Source organism: Rhodocyclus purpureus (assembly GCF_016653115.1).
In the GTDB taxonomy this organism is placed as follows: Bacteria; Pseudomonadota; Gammaproteobacteria; order Burkholderiales; family Rhodocyclaceae; genus Rhodocyclus; species Rhodocyclus purpureus.
Map to the genome: position 1 here is coordinate 47,646 of NZ_NHRX01000009.1, position 20,573 is coordinate 68,218.

21 protein-coding genes are annotated in these 20,573 nt (G+C 67.6%); 10 read left to right on the plus strand and 11 right to left on the minus strand.

From position 1 onward, the window contains the following. Positions 1–51 precede the first annotated feature (51 nt). Together CCR84_RS01100 and CCR84_RS01105 are read left to right on the plus strand one after the other, a co-directional pair. Positions 52–405, plus strand: coding sequence for a CidA/LrgA family protein (locus CCR84_RS01100; RefSeq protein WP_201209089.1), 354 nt, complete (start codon positions 52–54; stop codon positions 403–405). Next, positions 402–1,154 (plus strand): LrgB family protein, encoded by a 753-nt coding sequence (locus CCR84_RS01105; protein ID WP_201209090.1) that lies wholly within the window; start codon positions 402–404, stop codon positions 1,152–1,154. Before CCR84_RS01100 ends, CCR84_RS01105 begins: the two co-directional genes overlap by 4 nt. 30 nt (positions 1,155–1,184) lie before the next feature. Here CCR84_RS01105 and CCR84_RS01110 read toward each other — a convergent pair whose 3' ends face one another. Then, on the minus strand, positions 1,185–1,625 hold the full coding sequence (locus CCR84_RS01110) for a GreA/GreB family elongation factor (protein WP_201209091.1): 441 nt from the start codon (positions 1,623–1,625) through the stop codon (positions 1,185–1,187). 290 nt (positions 1,626–1,915) lie between these two features. Next, complete coding sequence (gene icd / locus CCR84_RS01115) at positions 1,916–3,163, minus strand: NADP-dependent isocitrate dehydrogenase (protein ID WP_201209092.1); 1,248 nt, start codon at positions 3,161–3,163, stop codon at positions 1,916–1,918. A 337-nt stretch (positions 3,164–3,500) separates the two neighbouring features. Between icd and aceK the strand changes: the two genes are divergently transcribed. Further along, positions 3,501–5,249: a bifunctional isocitrate dehydrogenase kinase/phosphatase gene (aceK, locus tag CCR84_RS01120; RefSeq protein WP_201209093.1), complete on the plus strand. Its 1,749-nt coding sequence runs from the start codon at positions 3,501–3,503 to the stop codon at positions 5,247–5,249. 122 nt (positions 5,250–5,371) lie between these two features. On the opposite strand, the gene rpmG is transcribed toward aceK, so the two are convergent. The 3 genes from rpmG to radC form a co-directional block, all read right to left on the minus strand. After that, on the minus strand, positions 5,372–5,527 hold the full coding sequence (rpmG, locus tag CCR84_RS01125; protein WP_201209094.1) for a 50S ribosomal protein L33: 156 nt from the start codon (positions 5,525–5,527) through the stop codon (positions 5,372–5,374). A 22-nt stretch (positions 5,528–5,549) separates the two neighbouring features. After that, positions 5,550–5,783 carry a 50S ribosomal protein L28 gene (gene rpmB / locus CCR84_RS01130; protein ID WP_201209120.1) on the minus strand — a complete coding sequence of 78 codons (234 nt, stop codon included), beginning with the start codon at positions 5,781–5,783 and terminating at the stop codon, positions 5,550–5,552. Positions 5,784–5,962: 179 nt separating this feature from the next. Continuing rightward, positions 5,963–6,640 carry a RadC family protein gene (gene radC / locus CCR84_RS01135; protein WP_201209095.1) on the minus strand — a complete coding sequence of 226 codons (678 nt, stop codon included), beginning with the start codon at positions 6,638–6,640 and terminating at the stop codon, positions 5,963–5,965. 61 nt (positions 6,641–6,701) lie between these two features. On the opposite strand from radC, the gene coaBC reads away from it, so the two are divergent. Continuing rightward, complete coding sequence (gene coaBC / locus CCR84_RS01140) at positions 6,702–7,889, plus strand: bifunctional phosphopantothenoylcysteine decarboxylase/phosphopantothenate--cysteine ligase CoaBC (protein WP_201209096.1); 1,188 nt, start codon at positions 6,702–6,704, stop codon at positions 7,887–7,889. Continuing rightward, positions 7,889–8,338 (plus strand): dUTP diphosphatase, encoded by a 450-nt coding sequence (gene dut, locus CCR84_RS01145; RefSeq protein WP_201209097.1) that lies wholly within the window; start codon positions 7,889–7,891, stop codon positions 8,336–8,338. Before coaBC ends, dut begins: the two co-directional genes overlap by 1 nt. 1 nt (position 8,339) lies before the next feature. On the opposite strand, the gene CCR84_RS01150 is transcribed toward dut, so the two are convergent. Then, positions 8,340–8,837: a disulfide bond formation protein B gene (locus CCR84_RS01150; RefSeq protein ID WP_201209098.1), complete on the minus strand. Its 498-nt coding sequence runs from the start codon at positions 8,835–8,837 to the stop codon at positions 8,340–8,342. 317 nt (positions 8,838–9,154) lie between these two features. On the opposite strand from CCR84_RS01150, the gene CCR84_RS01155 reads away from it, so the two are divergent. From CCR84_RS01155 to CCR84_RS01165, 3 genes are all read left to right on the plus strand, one after another. Continuing rightward, positions 9,155–9,862, plus strand: coding sequence for a winged helix-turn-helix domain-containing protein (locus tag CCR84_RS01155; protein WP_201209099.1), 708 nt, complete (start codon positions 9,155–9,157; stop codon positions 9,860–9,862). Further along, a complete protein-coding gene (locus CCR84_RS01160) occupies positions 9,849–11,264 on the plus strand; it encodes an ATP-binding protein (protein WP_201209100.1) in 1,416 nt (471 codons plus the stop codon). Before CCR84_RS01155 ends, CCR84_RS01160 begins: the two co-directional genes overlap by 14 nt. 217 nt (positions 11,265–11,481) lie before the next feature. After that, positions 11,482–11,700 (plus strand): hypothetical protein, encoded by a 219-nt coding sequence (locus tag CCR84_RS01165; protein WP_201209101.1) that lies wholly within the window; start codon positions 11,482–11,484, stop codon positions 11,698–11,700. Positions 11,701–12,144: 444 nt separating this feature from the next. Here CCR84_RS01165 and CCR84_RS01170 read toward each other — a convergent pair whose 3' ends face one another. The 5 genes from CCR84_RS01170 to CCR84_RS01190 form a co-directional block, all read right to left on the minus strand. Then, complete coding sequence (locus CCR84_RS01170) at positions 12,145–13,452, minus strand: mechanosensitive ion channel family protein (protein ID WP_201209102.1); 1,308 nt, start codon at positions 13,450–13,452, stop codon at positions 12,145–12,147. Positions 13,453–13,456: 4 nt separating this feature from the next. Next, positions 13,457–14,713: an RsmB/NOP family class I SAM-dependent RNA methyltransferase gene (locus CCR84_RS01175; protein WP_201209103.1), complete on the minus strand. Its 1,257-nt coding sequence runs from the start codon at positions 14,711–14,713 to the stop codon at positions 13,457–13,459. A gap of 13 nt (positions 14,714–14,726) precedes the next feature. After that, positions 14,727–15,734 carry a DUF3108 domain-containing protein gene (locus CCR84_RS01180; RefSeq protein ID WP_201209104.1) on the minus strand — a complete coding sequence of 336 codons (1,008 nt, stop codon included), beginning with the start codon at positions 15,732–15,734 and terminating at the stop codon, positions 14,727–14,729. 7 nt (positions 15,735–15,741) lie between these two features. Beyond that, on the minus strand, positions 15,742–16,413 hold the full coding sequence (purN, locus tag CCR84_RS01185) for a phosphoribosylglycinamide formyltransferase (protein ID WP_201209105.1): 672 nt from the start codon (positions 16,411–16,413) through the stop codon (positions 15,742–15,744). A 110-nt stretch (positions 16,414–16,523) separates the two neighbouring features. Further along, positions 16,524–17,165, minus strand: a complete 642-nt coding sequence (locus tag CCR84_RS01190) for a DedA family protein (RefSeq protein ID WP_201209106.1) — start codon at positions 17,163–17,165, stop codon at positions 16,524–16,526. Between the two features lie 262 nt (positions 17,166–17,427). Here CCR84_RS01190 and mutL point away from each other — a divergent pair, with 262 nt between their 5' ends. After that, on the plus strand, positions 17,428–19,563 hold the full coding sequence (gene mutL / locus CCR84_RS01195) for a DNA mismatch repair endonuclease MutL (protein WP_201209107.1): 2,136 nt from the start codon (positions 17,428–17,430) through the stop codon (positions 19,561–19,563). After that, a complete protein-coding gene (gene miaA / locus CCR84_RS01200; protein ID WP_201209108.1) occupies positions 19,563–20,534 on the plus strand; it encodes a tRNA (adenosine(37)-N6)-dimethylallyltransferase MiaA in 972 nt (323 codons plus the stop codon). The genes mutL and miaA overlap by 1 nt, the downstream gene beginning before the upstream one ends. Positions 20,535–20,573 lie beyond the last annotated feature (39 nt).

The window sequence follows — 20,573 nt, forward strand, 5'->3', positions numbered from 1 at the left end:
CAGCGCGCCGGATCCATCCGGTGCGCTGCGCGCCCGTGGCCACGCGACAAGATGATCGCCGCCCTCGCCCTCTTCCTCGCCTGCCAGCTGATCGGCGAAACGCTGGTCGTCCTGCTCGGGCTGCCGGTGCCCGGACCGGTGCTCGGCATGCTGCTGCTGCTCGCCTGGCTGCTGCTGCGCGGCGGCCCCAGCGACAGCGAAAGGCAGACCGCCGGCGGGCTGCTGCAGCACCTGTCGCTGCTCTTCGTCCCGGCCGGCACCGGCGTCCTGCTGCACATCGATCGCCTGGCCGACGAGGCCTTGCCGATCGCCGTCGCGCTGGTCGTCAGCACCCTGCTTGGGCTGGCTGCCGCGGGTCTGACGCTGTCCTGGCTCTCGCGGCGGCACTCTCGGGGTGAACGATGAGCAGCGCGCTGATCGAACGCCCTGCCCTCGAGATCTGGGCCTACCTCGCGGCACAACCCCTGCTCTGGCTGAGCGCGACCTTGATCGCCTACGCGCTCGGCTTCGCCTTGCAGCGCCGCGCGCGTGGCAACCCGGCGGTCAATCCGGTACTGATCGCGGTGGCGCTGCTCGCCGGCCTCCTGGTCGCCACCGGCACCCCTTACCGGAACTACTTCGACGGCGCCCAGTTCGTGCATTTCCTGCTCGGACCGGCGACCGTCGCGCTGGCGATCCCGCTGCACGGGCAGTTGCGCCGCATCGTCGCCAACGCCGGACCGATCTTCGTCGCGCTGGTGGTCGGGTCGGTCGTCGCCGCCGGGTCGGCGTGCCTGATCGCCGCCGTACTCGGCGCGAGCCCGGCGACGATCGCCTCGCTGGCACCGAAGTCGGTGACGACGCCGATCGCGATGGGCATCTCGGAAGCGATCGGTGGCCTGGCATCGCTCACTGCGGTGATCGTCATCCTCACCGGCATCTTCGGTGCGATCGTCGGCAGCAGCCTGCTCGGGCGCCTCGGCGTCAGGGACGACGCCAGCGTCGGTTTCGCACTGGGTCTCGCTGCACACGGCGTCGGCTCGGCACGCGCGCTGCAGATCAGCCAGGAAGCCGGCGCCTTCGCGGCACTGGCGATGGGATTGAACGGGCTGTTCACCGCGCTGACACTACCCTGGCTGGTGGCGCCGCTGCAGACCCTGCTCGGCGCCGGCTGAGAGGATCGCCGACAGATCAGCGGCAGCGGCTCAAAGGGTCAACCAGCCGCGCGCCTCGGGCTGGAACAGGATGGCGTCGATGCGCCAGCGGCCATCCGCAGAGGCAGCCCCCTCGATGCCGACTTCGTCACCGACGCGACGGCCGAACAGCGCCACGCCGACCGGGCTGAAGATCGACCAGCTGCCTTCGTCGGGATCGCTGTCCTCGGGATAGACCAGCGTCAGTTCGCAGCTGCGGCTGCCGTCGGCGGCGACAAGGCGAACGGTCGAGTTCATGGTCACCAGGTCGGGCGGCACCGACTGCGGCGGCAACTCCAGCGACTGACGTACGCGGCGCAGCACTTCGCGCACGCCGGGAACGGCGTCGCCGGTGCGCGCGCAGGCACGCTCGATCAGCGGCAGCAGCCGCTCGCGGTCGAGACTGTTGATGAACACTGCCGCGGCGGCGGCCTCCTGCTTGCTGACATTCATTTCCTTCTCCCTTGCCTGCGACAGCCCATGCCGGCTGCCGCGAACCTGCCCCGTGCGGGGCGATCTCTTGGGCCGGCGGCGGCGCCGGCATCCTGTGCCCGGCGCCGGCCGATCCGGGGATCAGCGCAAACGCCGGGCAGGAGAGAGGCAGATGGCAGCAGGGCGACCACCCGACGGCAGGTACGCCGTACGGCGCAGGCGCGCAGACAGACAGGGAGCAGAAGGAATCATCGCGAAAGGAACGGGGGCGAGCCAGAAGCGGGCGCCGGATTGCTCCGGCGCCCAGCTGCTTACATGCGCTCGATCATCGCCTCGCCGAAGGCGGAACACGACACTTCGGTGGCACCTTCCATCAGGCGCGCGAAGTCGTAGGTGACGACCTTGTCGGCGATCGCCGCTTCCATGCCCTTGACGATCAGGTCGGCAGCTTCCAGCCAGCCCAGATGGCGCAGCATCATCTCGGCCGAGAGGATGATCGAGCCCGGGTTGACCTTGTCGAGACCCGCGTACTTCGGCGCCGTACCGTGCGTTGCCTCGAAGCAGGCGTACTGGTCGGAGATGTTGGCACCTGGGGCGATGCCGATGCCGCCGACCTGAGCGGCGAGCGCGTCGGAGATGTAGTCGCCGTTCAGGTTGCAGCAGGCGATCACGTCGTACTCGGCCGGGCGCAGCAGGATCTGCTGCAGGAAGGCGTCGGCGATGGCGTCCTTGATCACGATCTCGCGACCGGTCTTCGGATTCTTGAACGAACACCACGGTCCGCCGTCGATCGGCTGCGCGCCGAACTCTTCCTGCGCCAGCTTGTAGCCGACGTCACGGAAGAGGCCTTCGGTGAACTTCATGATGTTGCCCTTGTGCACCAGCGTCACGCTCTTGCGGTCGTTGGCGATCGCGTAGTTGATCGCGGCGCGGATCAGGCGCGACGAGCCTTCGATCGACACCGGCTTGACGCCGACGCCACAGTGCTCGGGGAAGCGGATCTTCTTGACGCCCATCTCGTCCTGCAGGAACTTGATGACCTTCTTCGCCTGTTCCGAATCGGCCGACCATTCGATGCCCGCGTAGATGTCCTCGGTGTTTTCACGGAAGATCACCATGTCGGTCTTGGTCGGATCCTTCAGTGGCGAGGGAACCCCCTTGAAGTAACGCACCGGGCGCAGGCACTGGTAGAGGTCGAGTTCCTGGCGCAGGGCGACGTTGAGCGAGCGGATGCCGCCGCCGACCGGCGTCGTCATCGGGCCCTTGATCGACACCGAATATTCCTTCAGCGCGGCGAAGGTTTCCTGCGGGATCCACTGGTCGGCGCCGTACAACTGCACCGACTTCTCGCCCGCATAGACTTCCATCCAGTGGATCTTCTTCTGGCCGCCGTAGGCCTTGGCTACGGCCGCATCGACGACCTTGATCATCACCGGCGTGACGTCGACACCGATGCCGTCGCCCTCGATGAAGGGGATGATCGGATTGTCCGGCGTGGGCTGCCCGGGAACGATTTTCTGCCCGCCCTGCGGGACCTTGATCAGAGAGGTGACGCTCATGTCGACTCCATGCGAGGTTGATTGTGTCAGTTTGCCGCTGTACGCCGCAGCCCATCCCGGCCGGCACTGTGTGTCTGCCAACTCCAGAGACAAGCAGCAAGCTCACTGGTTCGCGCCAACGGCGGCCGGATGAACTCCTGCGGCGACTGCCGGCGCGGGTAAGCGCCGAAAACGACGGTGCGAAGCTGAGGATGGCTTCGGGCCTGAGATTATGGGGCCAAAAGGCCGGCTTCGCCAGCGTCAGGACGGCCATTTCTGCGCCTTCCACTGCTGCCGCCGGCGCCCCGTGGCGCCGATGCTACAATCCGCGCAGCCCAACTGACCGAAGGCCGCCCCGATGGACATCACCGCTGTCGACAGCCCGCTCGCCCGCCGCATGGCGGAAGCCATCATCGTCGGTTTCAACCGCCACTACGGACTGATTCGCGAATACGCGCGCGCCGCCAAGGGACTGTTCGAGCAGGCCGACTGGCGGGGCGTCCAGGCCCGGGTGCGCGAGCGCATCCGCTCCTACGACGACCGCGTGTACGAGACGGCCGAGCTGCTGCGCGACACCTTCGGCGCCGACGCGCTCGACGACGACGTCTGGCCGCAGTTGAAGCTCTTCTACATCGGGCTCTTGATCAATCACAAGCAGCCCGAGCTCGCCGAGACCTTCTTCAACTCGGTCAGCTCGAAGCTGCTCGACCGCAAGTACTTCAACAACGACTACGTCTTCGCGCGGCCGACCGTGTCGACCGAATACATCGAGTCGGACCCGCCCACCTATTCGACCTACTACCCGATGCAGCAAGGGCTGCGCAGTGCGATCCGCCAGATCCTGCTCGACGTCGGCTGGTCGCTGCCCTACGAGGACCTCGACCGCGACGTCGCCTGCATCATCCGCAGCATCCGGCGGCACCTGAAGGAGTGGCCGAAGCCCGAGGTCAACGCGCAGATCCAGGTGCTGTCGCCCTTCTACCGCAACAAGGCCGCCTACATCATCGGCAAGGTGGTCAACGGCCACCAGGAATACCCCTTCGCAGTCCCCGTCCTGCACAACGACAAGGGCGCGCTGGTGATCGACACCATCCTGCTCGACTCCTGGCGCATCGGCCTGCTCTTCTCGCTGTCGCGCGCCTACTTCATGGTCGACATGGAGGTGCCCTCGGGCTACGTCAAGTTCCTGCGCAGCATCATGCCGACCAAGACGCGCTCCGAGCTCTACACCATGCTCGGGCTCGGCAAGCAGGGCAAGATCCTCTTCTACCGCGACCTCGTCCAACACCTGCGTCATTCGCAGGACCAGTTCATCATCGCGCCGGGGATCCGCGGCCTGGTGATGCTGGTGTTCACCCTGCCGTCCTACCCCTACGTGTTCAAGCTGATCAAGGACGTCTTCGGCAGCAGCAAGGAGATCGACCGCGCCACCGTGCAGGCCAAGTACCTGATGGTCAAGCAGGTCGACCGCGTCGGGCGCATGGCCGACACGCTCGAGTTCTCGCACGTCGCGCTGCCGAAGGCGCGCTTCTCGGAAGAACTGCTCGAGGAACTGCGCACGCTGGCGCCGTCGATGATCGACGAGGAAGCCGACAAGATCATCATCAAGCACCTCTACATCGAGCGGCGCATGATCCCGCTCAACATCTACCTCGACCGGGCAGCCCCCGAGCAGATCGACGCCATCGTCGGCGAATACGGCACCGCCATCCGCCAGCTGGCCACCGCCAACATCTTCCCGGGCGACATGCTGTGGAAGAACTTCGGCGTCACCCGCTACGGCCGCGTCGTCTTCTACGACTACGACGAGATCGAGTACATGACCGACTGCAACTTCCGCGAGATTCCCGAGGCACCGTACCCGGAAATGGAAATGTCGGGCGAGCCGTGGTACTCGGTCGCCAGGAACGACGTCTTTCCCGAGGAATTTTCTGCATTCCTGCTCGGCAATCCGCGCGTGCGCAAGGCCTTCCTGGCGCAACACCGCGACCTGCTGAGCCCGCGCTTCTGGCAGGAGAAACAGCGCCGCATCCGCGAAGGCCACCTCGAGGACTTCTTCCCCTACCCGGAGTCGATCCGCTTCTGCAATGTCTTCGGGAGCGCCTGAGACAGGTGATGCAGGCGAAAAAAATCCCGCCGGGGCAGTGAGCCGCGGCGGGATTTTTGGAAACTGCTCTGCAAGCTGCTCCGGAATCTGTGCCCTGGACAGGCGATCCCGAAGCCTCCAGCTTACTTCAGCTTCGTTTCCTTGTAGTTCACGTGCTTGCGCGCCTTGGGATCGTACTTCTTGATCTCCAGCTTTTCCGGCGTGGTGCGCTTGTTCTTGGTGGTGGTGTAGAAATGACCGGTACCGGCGGTCGATTCGAGCTTGATCTTTTCACGCATGGTCGAGGCTCCTCAGTGGCGTTCAGATTTCGCCGCGAGCGCGCAGATCTGCGAGCGTCTCGTCGATGCCGTTCTTGTCGATCGTGCGCAGCGCCGCAGCGGACACGCGCAAACGGACCCAGCGGTTCTCGCTTTCGACCCAGAAACGGCGATATTGCAGATTCGGGAGGAAGCGGCGCTTCGTCTTGTTGTTGGCATGGGACACATTGTTCCCCACCATCGGGCCCTTGCCCGTTACCTGGCAAACACGCGCCATGATTGTTGCTCCAAAATTGATTCTGGGTAAGAAAGCCGGCGATTTTAGCGCAAAGCGGGGGACGGACTCAAGCGCTTTTTGGAAAAGGACGGAAAAGCTGCGCCCGGCCCCGCGGCAAAGCGCGTCGATCCTTGCCGTCGGCATCCCCTGCGCGCGGCTGCGAAGCCAGTCACCACCGCTCACAACAAGCCGCGCTCGGCGAAGGAGAGCGGCGGCGCCGTACCGGCGACGATGAAGTGGTCGAGCACGCGCACATCGACGAGGCCAAGCGCCTGCTTCAGCTCGCGCGTCAGCGCCTCGTCGGCGCGCGAAGGCTCGGCGACACCCGACGGGTGGTTGTGTGCCAGGATCACCGCCGCCGCATTGCGCACCAGCGCCGTCTTCACGACCTCGCGCGGATAGACCGAGGTCTGCGTCAGCGTCCCGCGAAAGAGCTCCTCGGCGCCGATCAGGCGGTTCTGTGCATCGACCCAGAGCGCGAAGAAGACCTCGTGCGCGAGCCCCGCGAGATGCAGACGCAGGTAGTCGCGCACCGCACCCGGCGAGGAGAAGACGGTATTGCTGCGCATCTCGGCATCGAGCGAGCGCCGCGCCATTTCGAGGACGGCCTGCAACTGCACGTACTTCGCCGGCCCGATGCCCTTGATGGCGGCCAGTTCGTCCTGCGTCGCGGCAAACAGACGTGCCAGGCTGCCGAAGCGTTCGATCAACTCGCGCCCGAGATCGACCGCGCTCTTGCCGGCAACACCGACACGCAGGAAGATCGACAACAACTCGGCGTCCGACAAGGCTGCGGCGCCGCGCGCCAGCAGCCGTTCGCGCGGACGCTCGGGCGCCGGCCAGTCCGTGATGGTCATGGTCTTTTCCCAGTAAAATGCGAGCCTTCCCCATTCTATCCACCGCCCAGGAAAAATGCACATGGAATTAAGCGGCAAGCGTATCGTGCTCGGCGTCACCGGTGGCATCGCCGCCTACAAGGCAGCCGACCTCGTCCGCCAGATCATCCGGCAGGGCGCCTCCTTGCAGGTCGCGATGACCGAAGCGGCGACGCACTTCGTCACGCCGGTCACCTTTCAGGCGCTGTCGGGCCGACCGGTGTATACGGACCAATGGGATGCACGCGTCGCCAACAACATGGCGCACATCGACCTGTCGCGCGGTGCCGATGCCATCCTGGTCGCGCCGGCCTCGGCTGATTTCCTCGCCAAGCTCGCGCACGGGATGGCCGGCGACCTGCTGACGACGCTGGCGCTCGCGCGCAACTGTCCGCTGCTGGTCGCACCGGCGATGAACCGGCAGATGTGGGACCACCCGGCGACGCAGCGCAACGCTGCACAGTTGCGCCGCGACGGCGTCGGCATCCTCGGCCCGGCCGTCGGCGAGCAGGCCTGCGGCGAAAGCGGGCACGGACGGATGCTCGAACCCGATGAAATCGTCGCCGAACTGATCGCCCACTTCCAGCCGAAACACCTCGCCGGCAAGCGGGTGCTGCTCACCGCCGGCCCGACCTTCGAGGCCATCGACCCGGTGCGCGGGATCACCAACCTGTCCTCGGGGCGGATGGGCTACGCGCTCGCCCGTGCCTGTCGCGAAGCCGGCGCCACGGTGACGCTGATCTCCGGTCCCGTCCATCTGCCCTGCCCGCACCAGGTCGTGCGCATCGACGCCGGCAGCGCATTGTCGATGCGCGCCGAGGTGATGCGCCACGTCGAGCACAGCGACATCTTCATCGCCGTCGCCGCGGTCGCCGACTACCGTCCGGAAGTGGTGACCGAACAGAAGATCAAGAAGACGGGCGTGCCGCCGACGATCAAGCTGGTCGAGAACCCCGACATCCTTGCCGAGGTCGCGGCACTGCCGAAGGCACCGTTCTGCGTCGGCTTCGCCGCCGAGAGCGAACATCTCGGCGAACACGCCGAGGCCAAGCGCCTGCGCAAGAAGATTCCCCTGCTCGTCGGCAACCTGGTGCACGAATCGCTCGGTGGCGAGGACGCGGCAGTGACGCTGTTCGACGACGCGGGCCGGCACCCGCTCGCACCGGCGCCGAAACTCGAACTGGCGCGCCAGATCGTCGCGCGCATTGCCCACCTGCTGGAATCACGCTGATGCAAGCCATCGAACTTCGCCTGCTCGACCCGCGCCTGAAGGGCGCGCCGCCCCACTACGCAACGCCGGGATCCGCCGGCCTCGACCTGCGCGCCGCGATCGACGCGCCGCTGGAAATCAAGCCGGGCGAGACCCGGCTGATACCGACCGGGATGGCCATCCACATCGCCGACCCCGCTTACGCCGCGCTGATCCTGCCGCGCTCGGGACTCGGCCACAAGCACGGCATCGTCCTCGGCAACCTCACGGGCCTGATCGATTCAGACTACCAGGGCGAGCTCATGGTGTCGACCTGGAACCGCGGCAGCGAGCCGTTCACGCTCAACCCGCTCGATCGCCTGGCGCAACTCGTCATCGTCCCGGTGATCCAGGCGCAGTTCCGGGTGGTCGACGAATTCACGGCCAGCGAGCGCGGCACGGGGGGATTCGGCAGTACGGGGACAGCATGAGTCATGCTGTCCCCTCTTGATGCTTCTTGTAGAAGAGCCACAGTGCCAGCGCGAGCACCCCGGCAAAGAAGAAGCACGCCCAGTTGGCGATCGACAGGCCGAGGAAGACCCATTCCTTGCTCGAGCAGAAGCCGGTGGCAAGGAAGAAATCGGGCCAGCGCATGCCGAACCAGTCGACCAGTTGCTCGATCGCTGTCCGCTCGCCGAAGCCGCACTCGTTCGCCGGGTCCGGGTTGAGCTGCAGCCAGCTCTGGTAGAGGGCCGTCGTCAGTCCGCCGGCGGCCGTCAGCGCGGCGAGCGCAGCCCACAGGCGGCGGGCCATCGGCAGCAGCAGGCCGAAAACGGCGATGACGAGCAGCAGACAGGCGAGCAGCCGCTGGAAGATGCACAGGTGGCAGGGATTCAGGCGCAGCCACTCGCCGAACGCCCAGCCGCCCAGCGCAGCCACTGCGGCAGCAAGCGCGAGGGCAGCGAACCCGGCGCGGTGATTCACGACCATGCGCGGAGCTCCCGCGACGCCGTGCGCAGGCCGGGGCACGCCTGACTGAGCGCGCCACCTATTCCCGAGCGCCGGGGGCGAATCCGGCCGCCTGGCGCTGAATTGTGCTCGACCATCCCCATCCCGATCCTCTTACCGCTCCGATCCTCTTCCCGCTCCCGCTCCTGCAAGCACGCAGTTGGCGGGTCTCCGGCGAGCGATTCTAAGGCACGCGCGCAAGCCGGCCAAACGCACTGACGCGGTGCATCGCCAGCGCCGCTGCAGAAAGCGCCGTCCGGGTGGTTCATTCTTCGCCGTGCTTTGGCTATCATGGCGCCATGAAGACACGCATCCTGCTGGTTGAAGACGACGAGCGCCTCGCCGAACTGACGGCGGAATACCTGCGCAAGAACGACTTCGAAGTCAATATCGAGGGGCGCGGCGACACCGCCGAAGCCCGCATCCTCAGCGAACTCCCCGATCTCGTCGTGCTCGACGTGATGCTGCCGGGCAAGGACGGCTTCGAAGTCTGCCGCAGCGTCCGTCCGCACTACGCGGGCGTGATCGTCATGCTCACCGCGCGCGACGAGGACTTCGACCAGATCCTCGGACTCGAACTCGGTGCCGACGACTATGTCACCAAGCCGGCTCAGCCACGCCTCCTGCTCGCACGCATCAAGGCGCTGCTGCGCCGCGCGCCGACCGGCACCGCCGCAGCCCACAGCGACTCCGAGGCGGAACTGGCTTTCGGCCGCTTCCGCATCAGCCAGGCGACGCGTACCGCGCATCTCGGCGGCGACATCATCGACCTGACCACCGCCGAATTCGACCTGTTGTGGCTGCTCGCGCAGCACGCGGGCAACATCCTCTCGCGCGACGACCTGCTGCAACAGCTGCGTGGAATCGGCTTCGACGGCCTCGACCGCTCGATCGACGCGCGTATTTCCCGCCTGCGCAAGAAGCTCGACGACGACCCCGACAACCCCAAACGGATCAAGACGGTGCGCGGCAAAGGCTATCTGTTCAGCAAGCATGACTGGCAATAGCGCGGAGAACGGCGGCCACAAGCTCCTGGCCATCCTCGGCCGCTACAAGCCGCAACCGTGGCGCGGCGGCTACAGCCTGTCGCGGCTGTTCTTCAACTTCTACCTGCTCGCCGCGACCTCGTTCATCGTCATCGCGCTGTTCGCCGACTTCGTCATTTCGATGGCGATCCGTGGCGTCACCGAGGACTACATGAGCCGCTTCATGCGCGGCACCATCGTCCTCATCGAGGACGAACTCTTTCGTCGACCGCAGATCGAGTGGCCCAAGCAGGTCAAGACCATCGACGAACAATTCGCCTACCGACTCGACATCGTCGAGCGCTGGACGCTGCGCCTCGACCCGAAGCAATCAGAACGCCTCGACTCGGGCGAGCTCGCCGTCTCTCCCGACGGCGACATCCTCTACCACCGTCTCAAGGAAACCTCGCAGGTCCTCGTCGTCGGCCCGCTCTCGCCGCGCGCCAACGCCGAATACCACGGCAGCCTGTCGCTCGAGCTGCGCATCCGCCTCCTCACCTGGACGGTGATCGGCCTGATCCTGGCGATCGCCGTCTGGTTTTTCGTTCGCCCGTTCTGGCGCGACCTGGAAGCGATGCGACAGACCGCGCGCGCACTGGGCGAAGGACAGTTCGACGCGCGCGCCCCGCGCGTGCGCAGCAGTGCCTTCGACCTCCTGGCCGAGACCTTCGACGGGATGGCCGAGCGCATCCAGCGCCTGATCGCGACCCAGCGCGAACTGTCGAGCGCGATTTCGCACGAACTGCGCACGCCGATCGCACGCATGCGCTTCGCGCTGGAAATGGCCGCCGAAACCGATGACCACCGTGAACGCAGCCGTCTGCGCCAGATGATGGAGGACGATCTCGACGAACTCGACGGACTGATCGACTCCAGCCTCACCTACGCGCGCTTCGAGCGCGAACCGCCGGAGCTCAACCTTGCGCCAGTCAAATTCGCGCCCTGGCTCGAGGAGGAGGTCGATTCGCTGCGCATCCTCGGTCGCCACCTCGACATCGGCGTCGATACCAGCCGGCTGCCCGAGGAACTGCAGGTCGAACTCGACCGCAAGAGCATGCCCTACGCCTTCACCAACCTCCTGCGCAACGCGATCAAGTACGCCAAAAAGCAGATCGTCGTCAGTGCCGAGGTGGACGGCGAACGCATCGTCGTCCATGTCGACGACGACGGCTGCGGCATCCCGCTCGAGGAGAGGGAGCGCGTCTTCGCGGCCTTCACCCGCCTCGACAGTTCGCGCGACCGCTCGACCGGCGGTTACGGCCTGGGGCTGGCCATCGCGCGGCTGGTGCTCGAACAGCACGGCGGCGAAGCAAAGGCCGAGGCTGCGCCGCTCGGTGGCGCACGATTCACACTGAGTTGGCCAGTGGCACAATTCGTCACGTAACTGTGACGCAAGTATGGAAGAGAGTCTGCCGCCGGGGCGTTACGATGTCCCGGTTGGCCATCAACAGGCCCGCACATGAATCCTCGTCAGCAAATGCTCCTCGGCGGCCGCGACTGCCCGTGCGAGTCCGAAGTGATCACCGGCCGACTGCGCGTCGTCGCATGCAGGCTGCCAAGCCTGGTGTGCAATCACCAAGCCTTTCTCACCGACCAAGCAAATGCGATCGTATCCAACTGAATTCCGCGGGAAGCAGTGGCTCCGCGAGTTTCCCGTCGCCGAGGGTTTCGGGATCTTCATCGGTGTCGTCGCCTGGGAACTCCTCGTCGAGGGGCGCATCGACTTCGCCAAGGGCCTGACCATCGCCATTCCGATCACGCTCGCCTCGTTCGCCTTCCGCTGCTGGCGGGCACGGCGCCGCGAGCAGGCGAAGCGTTAGTAACCGTCGTTACAGCCCGTCACGCAAGCCAAGCACAAGCGCAACAGACCTTACCCGGTGCAACTTGTAGAATTTGGTCATTGCTTCAGCGCCCCCTCGCTGGCAATTGTTTGAACCTCCCTGATATCCCATCTCCCCCGATGGGTTTTTGAATCCCGCGCAGGCCGCGGGATTTTTTTTGCTGGGATTTCGCGGCGGAGGCGTCGTCCTCGTGAAACACGCTGTCACAAAACAGGCCAGCAAGCGCAACAGACCCGGCCGGCCTGCGTCGCTAAGATATGAACCAAGTTCTGCGGCACGGCCAAGCTGCATTACCTCCTGATTTTGCCTGATTTGCTGTCGCTCCCCGACACTGATCAAATCCCGCAACCGCAAAGGTTAGCGGGATTTTTTTTTGAGCGTCGCCGGCAGGCCTTGGCGCGCCACGCGCCCGAGACTTGCCGCTCAGTCCCTGGCCGCGACCGGCACCGCCGCCCCGCCAAGCACGCGAATCTCGCGCTGCGGGAAGGGAATCTCGATGCCGTTGGCGCGGAAGGCCCGCAACACGGCGAGGCTGATGTCGGAACGGATATTGGCGGATCCGGCTTCCGGGTCGGCGATCCAGAAACCGAGCTCGAGGTTGATGCCGCTGTCGGCGAACTGCGTGAGCAGGACTCGTGGCGGCGGATCGGCGAGGACACGCTGCTGCGCGCGCGCCGCCTCGGTCAGCAGCTGCATCGCGAGGTCGATGTCGGCATCGTAGGCGATCTGCACCTGCACCGCGAGGCGCACCTGCGTATCGGTGAGCGAGCGGTTGTTAACGATGTTGCTGACCAGGTACTCGTTGGGGATGATCACCTCGGTACCGGCCTGGGTATTGACCACCGTGTAGCGGGTGGTGATCTGGGTGACGACCCCCGAGGTGTTCGCGTCGAGGACGATCATGTTGCCGATGCGGATCGAGCGGTCGAGCAGGATGATGAAGCCGCTGACGTAGTTGCTGGCGATCTTCTGCAGGCCGAAACCGAGGCCGACCGCCAGCGCACCGCCGAACACCGACAGCGCCGTGATGTCGATGCCGACCAGTGACAGGCTGAACAGCAGCGCGAGCACCGAGAGCAGCGACTTGGCCAGGCGCGCGAGCAGCACGCGCACGTTCGAATCCATTTCCCGCGCCGCCAGCAGTCGCTGTTCGAGGAAGCCCGCCACCCCGAGCGCGACGAGCAGGGTCGCCAGCACGGTCACCGTCGCGTGCAGGATCATCCACAGGTCGAGCTGCTGCTTGCCGACCTTGAACGAGAACTGCTCAAGCATCTCGATCAGCGGATTGGCGAGTCCGCTGATGTACAGCGCCAGGCACAGCCAGACCGAGAGCGCAAAGAAACGCTCCGAGGTCGCCAGCCAGCCGCTCGGCGCGAAGGCGTGGCGCAACACATAGACGGTCGCGCGCACCAGCGCCAGCGACAGCAGGAGCGGAACGGCCAGGTCGAGGATCGCGCCGTAGCCCCACCACGGCTTGAGCGCAGCCCGTGCCAGGAAAACCAGCGTCAGCGCGATCAGCGGGAAGGATACGCGGCGCACCGCACTCTCGGTGAAGTCGCGCAGCCCGCCGCGCTCGCCGGCACGCGCCAGCGCGCGCCGGCGCAAGAGCCCGCTCAGCCATTGGCTGACAAGCAGGCTGGCGACGAGCGCCGCCAATTGCCAGAGCGCCGCCGGCTCGTGCAGTTCGTCCCAGATGCTGCGCAGCAGCGCGAACAGTTCGCGGTCGTTCATGGCATCAACGGCGCACGAAGACCGCGGCGAAGAATCCGTCGACGCCGTGTTCCAGCGGCGAGAGGCGCAGCCTTTCACCGGCGTCGATCGCGATCCCCTGCGCGCGCAGGACCTCGCCGGCCGACAGCGGCGTGAATTCGGGATGCGCGGCGAGGAAGGCGTCGACGATGGCGTCGTTCTCGGCAGCAAGGGGGCTGCAGGTGGCATAGACCAGGCGGCCGCCCGGCTTCACGAGGGACGATGCCGAAGCGAGGATCGACGCCTGCTTCACCGCCAGTTCCTCGATCGCCTGAGGCGTCTGCCGCCATTTCAGGTCGGGGTTGCGGCGCAGCGTGCCGAGCCCCGAGCAAGGCGCATCGACCAGCACGCGGTCGAGCTTGCCGGCCAGCCGGCGCACGCGCGCATCGCGCTCGGACTCGATGCGTACCGGATGCACGTTGGAGAGACCCGAGCGCGCCAGCCGCGGCTTCAGCGCGGCCAGCCGCTTGTCGGACACGTCGAAGGCGTAGAGCCGCCCCTGCGAGCGCATCAGCGCGCCGAGCAGCAGCGTCTTGCCGCCGGCGCCGGCGCAGAAGTCGGCGACCATCTCGCCGCGCTTCGGCTGCACCAGATAGCCGAGCAACTGGCTGCCCTCGTCCTGCACCTCGATGCTGCCGTCGAGGAAGAGCGGATGCCTGGCCAGCGCCGGCTTGCCGGCCAGGCGGATGCCGAGCGGCGAGAACGGCGTCGCCTTGCCGGCGATGCCGTCGGCGGCAAGGCGCGCCAGCACCTGGTCGCGATCGGCCTTCTGTGGATTGACGCGCAGGTCGAGCGGCGCCGAATGCTTGCTCGCTTCGGCGAGCGCCTCTGCCTGCTCCTGGCCCATCTGCGCGACGAAGGCGTCGTAGAGCCAGTCGGGCAGGTCGCAGCGCACCGCCGGCGGCAGTTCGGCGAGCTTCACCGCCTTGGCGTCGGCCAGCCACTTGGTTTCCGACTCGCTCAGCAGGGACTGCAGTTCGCGCCGGTTCAAGCCCTGCACGCAGGCGAGCGAGGCGAGCAGCAGGCGGCGCGAGGTGACGTCGTCGAAGCAGCGCGCGGCAAGCGAACGCTTGCGGCGCAGGACCGCGAAGGTGGTCTCGGCGACGAAGGCGCGGTCGGCGCGCCCGAGTTCGCCGTGGCGGCGGAAATACTGCGACAGGGTCGCGTCGGCAGGTGCGGCGAAACGCAGCAACTCGCCAAGGACGGCCTCGGCACGGGAAAATACGGCGGGAGAGATTGCCATGGAGAAGCGGGCCTCAGTCTGAACTCGTCTGGATCACGTCGGCGAGCTGTTCGAAGCTGCCGCCGTGACGGTCGGTGTGGCGGATTTTAACCGGCAGCAGCCAGCGCTCGCGCGCCAGCCACAACTCGGTCGTATTGTCGCCCGGCGCGATCAGGTGCAGCGTCTGGAAGACGCCCGCCGGGGTGGTGATTTCTTCGTCGCCGAGCGCCTGCAGGCGGTAGCGCTCGAACTTCTTGCCGGTGGCGATCGGCAGCGCAAGCGGCGCCACGCCACTGCCCGCCAGTTGCGGCAGGAAGGCCAGCTGGTAATGGAAGCTGAGCAGGTCCTGCGCGCCGTCGGCGAGCGGCTCGGCCGGCTTGTCGCCGATCTGCACCATCCCCGCTGCCCAGTCGAAATCGGCACGCTCACGCGTCTCCTGGCCGTTGCGCCGGATGACGAAAGAATAGGGGTGGTAGCCGGCGGCGTCGATGCGACCGCGACTCGCCAGTTCGATCGCCAGCGGCTTGAAGAAGGCCGCGAGGCCGCTGGTCTCGGTCAGCGCGTCGATCCGGTAGCTGCCGTCTGCGATCTGCCAGGAATGCGTCGAGCGCCCGACTTCGAGGCCCTGCGTGCCGCGATAGACGCGGTAGCGGATCGTCCCCTGCGCCGGCAGTGCCTGCCCGACGGCTGTGGCAGCCTCGGCAGCCGCCCCCTGCTCCGCCGCAGTTCCCTGATCCAGCGCAGCCCCCTCGTCGCCCCCGCCGACCTCACCGCCGGGCGTCAGGTGGCCCTCGTCGCTGGCGACGGGTGCAGGTGCAGGCGCCGGAGCAGCGGCAGGCACGGCCTGCTTCGCTGCACGCGGCGGCTTCGGCCGCGGCTTGGCAGGCGCCGGCGGCGCGACCGGCGTCAGCGCTGCGACCGGCCTGATCTCGGCGACGACCGGCGGCGCGGGCGCCGTCGACAGGTCGACGTCGGGCAGGAACAGGGCCAGCGCATGCGCGCCGATCGACGCGACCAGGGCGGCGAACAGCGCCAGCGGCATCGCTCGCCTAGGCAGCCGCCGGCGCGATCAGCAGCGCCGGCGCGGCAGCGTTCACGGCCGGATCAGGCGTCGCCGGCGGCAGCAGACGGACACGCCCGTCCTCGACGCGCAAGCGGTCAGCCGCCCACCACCTGAGTGCCTGCGGGTAAATGCGGTGCTCGGCGACGAGCACGCGTGCGGCGAGCGTGTCCTCGTCGTCGCCGTCGAGCACGGGCACCGCGCCCTGCACGATGATCGGACCGTGGTCGAGCTTCGGCGTCACGAAATGCACCGTGCAGCCGTGCACGCGAACGCCCTCGGCAAGTGCCGAACGGTGCGTGTGCAGGCCCGGAAAGGCCGGCAGCAAGGACGGATGGATGTTGAACAGGCGGCCGGCGAAGTGCCTGACGAAGTCGTCACCGAGGATGCGCATGAAGCCGGCGAGGACCACGCCGTCGGGCGAGAACTCGTCGATGCAGGCGGCGAGCTTGGCGTCGAAGGCAGCACGGTCGGCGAATTCGCGGTGGTCGACGACACGGGTCGCCACCCCGGCCGCAGCGGCGAAGGCGAGCCCGGCGGCGCCCGGGCGATTGCAGATCACGGCGGCGACCTTGACCGGCAGCGAGCCGTCGGCGATGGCATCGAGGATCGCGTGCATATTGCTGCCACGACCGGAAATGAGGATGACGATCGATTTCATGGGAGACCTGTTGTGCCGCCCGCACGGACAAGGCGGCAAGTACTTGGATGGCTGGCCTGGGCCGCGTCAGGGCGCTGCAGTCGATGAATTTGTAAGAGCGGTGCGCGGGTTCAGGCGGCGCTGCGCCGATGCGACAACCAGCCGAACAGCACCGGCAAGAGCGAGACGCCGATGATGGCGAAGATCACGAGGCTCAGGTTCTGGCGCACCCAGGGCACGTTGCCGAACCAGTAGCCGGCCAGCGTCAGCGAGCCGACCCAGGCGATGCCACCGACCAGGTTGAAGCCGATGAAGCGCGGCCAGGACATGTAGCCGACGCCGGCGACGAAGGGCGCGAAGGTACGGAACAGCGGCATGAAGCGCGACAGCACCAGCGTCTTGCCGCCGTGTTTCTCGTAGAAGGCATGCGTCTTCTCCAGCGCCGCCTTGTTGAAGAAGCGCGAGCTCTCCCACTGGAAGACGCGCGGACCGAGGAAGCGGCCGATCTGGTAATTGACCGTGTTGCCGAGGATCGCCGCCACCGCCAGCACCACCAGCAGCACGCCGATGTCCATGCCGCCGAGCGCGGCCAGCGCGCCGGCGACGAAGAGCAGCGAATCGCCGGGCAGGAAAGGCGTCACCACGAAGCCGGTTTCGCTGAAGATGACCGCGAACAGGATCGCGTAGATCCAGACCCCGTACTGCGCGACCATCACCTCGAGGTGGCGATCGAGATGCAGGATGAGATCGACGAAAAAAGCGAGATATTCCATCCGCCGGAGTTTCCTTGCCGCTGCCGCCGAAAGCCGCGACCCGCCTGCCGCGTTGCTACGCAGCCCCGACATTCTACCGTAGCCACGCTGCGGCGCAGCAGCGCCGGCTGGCAAGATCTCGGCTTCCGCCCCGTCATCGCGAGGCCGCAGGCCGTGGCGATCCAGATCCTTATTCTGTTTTCATTCACACATTCGCGGCGGCTGCCGCTCCCGCGATTGTTTCACGCAGCAGCGCGCGGCGCACTTCAGCGATAATGGCGGGATGTCCGCCCTCCCCCGCATCCAGCCCCTCCCCGACCTGTTGATCAGCCAGATCGCCGCCGGCGAGGTCGTCGAACGCCCGGCCGCAGCGCTCAAGGAACTGATCGAGAACGCCCTCGACGCCGGGGCCCACAAGCTCGTCATCGAACTCGAAGGCGGCGGCATCGACCTGATCCGCATCGCCGACGACGGCGTCGGCATCGCGCGCGACGAACTCGCGCTCGCGCTCACCCGCCACGCCACCTCGAAAATCGCCTCCCTCGCCGACCTCGAACGTGTCGGCACGCTCGGCTTCCGCGGCGAGGCGCTGGCGTCGATCGCCGCCGTCGCCGAGCTGACGCTGACCAGCCGCCGGCGCGACGAGGCGCACGCCTGGCGCCTGCGCGGCCCCAGTGGCCCTAGCGGCGCCAGTCCCGAACCGGCGGCGCTCGCCGCCGGGACGGTCATCGAGGTACGCGAGCTGTTCGGCAACACGCCGGCACGGCGCAAGTTCCTCAAGTCGGCCGCGACCGAGTACGCGCACTGCGTCGAAGTCGTCCGCCGCATCGCGCTGGCGCATCCCGAGGTCGCCTTCACGCTCACGCACAACGGCAGGGGTGGCCTGCTGCTGCCAGCGACCGACCCGGCGCGACGCGCCGGCGCCGTGCTCGGGGAGGACTTCCTCGCCGGTTCGCACCCGCTCGAAGCCGTCGCCGGCACGCTGCGCGTCTCCGGCCGCGTCGGCCTGCCGGTGCTGGCGCGCGCGAAGAACGACGCGCAGTACTGCTACGTCAATGGGCGCTTCGTGCGCGACAAGCTGCTCGCACACGCGCTGCGCGAAGCCTACCGCGACCAGTTGCACGGCAGCGCGCAGCCGGCCTACTGCATCTTCCTCGAGATCGACCCGACCGAGGTCGACGTCAACGTGCATCCGGCGAAGACCGAGGTCCGCTTCCGCGAATCGCGCTCGGTGCATCAGTTCGTCTTCCACGCGGTGCAGCGCGCCCTCGCGGTGACGCCCGGCGCGCTTGCCGCGACGGCGTCCGGCGCTGCCCGTACGCCGCAGAGCAGCGCGCCGTCGCCGGCGACCGGCCATGACGAAACCCGCACGGCTGCCGCGGCGCGCGGGTCGTCGCCGGTAGCCGGCGCTGCACGCAGCACAGGCAGCCCAGGCAGCACCGGCGGTTACACGCCACCGCTGATCCCCCTGCGCAGCAGCGAGCGCAAGCCCTTCACCGCGCCGCCGCCCGCCCGCCCGCAGCACGCCGACCAGAAGGCCGTCGCCGCCTGGTACGCCTTCGCCGCTGGCGGCCGCGACGAAGCAGCGGCGGGCCCGCGCGAATCGCTTGCCCGTGCAGAGGAAACGCCAGCCCCGGCTGCGACAGTCCTCGTGCCTGTCCTCGGCGCAACCCAAACGCCCCCTGCCGCCACCGAACCGGCGACGCGCCTCGCCGAACCCGTCGCGCCCGCAGCGAGCATAGCCGAAGGAACTCCATCAGTTGCGCCGGGCGTGGTGCCCGCAGCCGCCCCCGCGCGCAGCGACTCCGTCGCCCAGGTCCACGTCGGCAGCACCACGCCGCCGCTCGGCTTCGCGCTGGCGCAACTGCACGGCATCTACATCCTCGCGCAGAACGCGGGCGGGCTCGTCCTCGTCGACATGCACGCGGCGCACGAGCGCATCCTCTACGAGCGCTTGAAGCGCGACTTCGACGGTCGCCAACCAGCGACGCAGGCACTGCTGATCCCCGCCGTCTTCCAGGCCAGCGCGCTCGAGGTCGCCGCGGTCGAGGAGCACGGCGAGGCACTCGCCGCGCTCGGCTTCGACATCGCGCCGCTCGGGCCGACCCAGCTCGCCGTGCGCGGCGTTCCGGCGCTGGTGTCCGGCGGCGACCCGACGCGGGTGGCGCGCGCCGTCATCGCCGACCTCTGCGACTACGGCATCAGCCGCCTGTCGGAAGCACAACGCAACGAACTCCTGGCGACGATGGCCTGCCACGGCGCAGTGCGCGCCAACCGGCAGCTCTCGGTGGCCGAGATGAACGCACTGCTGCGCCAGATGGAAGCGACCGAGCGCGGCGGCGAATGCAACCACGGCCGGCCGACCTGGACGCAACTGTCCCTGGCCGAGCTCGACCGCCTCTTCCTGCGCGGACGATGATGAGCCCTGCCCGCACCGGCCGCAGCGCGCTGCCGCCGGCGATCCTGCTGATGGGACCGACCGCCAGCGGCAAGACCGATCTGGCCATCGCGCTGAGCGAGCGCTTCCCGCTCGAGATCGTCAGCGTCGACTCGGCGCTCGTCTTCCGCGACATGAACCTCGGCACCGCCAAGCCCGACGCGGCGACGCTCAAGGCCTTCCCGCACCACCTGGTCGACATCATCGGCCCGGAGGAAGCGTACTCGGCGGCGCAGTTCGTCGCCGACGCCAGCCGCCTGATCGGCGAGATCAACGCGCGCGGCCGCGTTCCCTTGCTGGTCGGCGGCACCATGCTCTACTTCCGCGCGCTTCAGGCCGGACTCGCCGACCTGCCTGCCGCCGACCCGGCGACGCGCGCCGCGATCGACGCCGAAGCGCAGGAACGCGGCTGGCCGGCACTGCACGCCGAATTGGCGAAGCTCGATCCTGCCACCGCCGCGCGGCTGGCACCGAACGACCAGCAGCGCATCCAGCGCGCGCTCGAGATCTGCCGCGTGAGCGGCCAGCCGATGTCGGCGCTGCTCGCGCAACAGGCGGCCCCCCCAGTCGCCGACGCCCTCGCGCTCGGCCTGTTACCATCGGCGCGCAGCGTCCTCGCCGAGCGCATCGGCACGCGCTTCAAGGCCATGCTCGCCGCCGGCCTCGAAGACGAGGTCGCAGACCTGCGCGCGCGCTACCGGTTGCACCCGGGGCTGCCGTCGATGCGCTGCGTCGGCTACCGGCAGGTGTGGGAAGCGCAGGACGGACTCTACCCGCGCGGCGAACTCCTCGACCGCGGCAGCGCCGCCACCCGCCAGCTGGCAAAGCGCCAGCTGACCTGGATGAACAACACGCTGCGCCCGGAAACCTTCGACTGCCTCGCCGGCGACCTGGAAATCAGCGTCGCCGCGCGCGTCGACCAGTTCCTCGCCGGCGCCGCACGGCGTGGCTGAACCGACAGTCATGCTGAGTACCACCCCAAGGCATGCAAC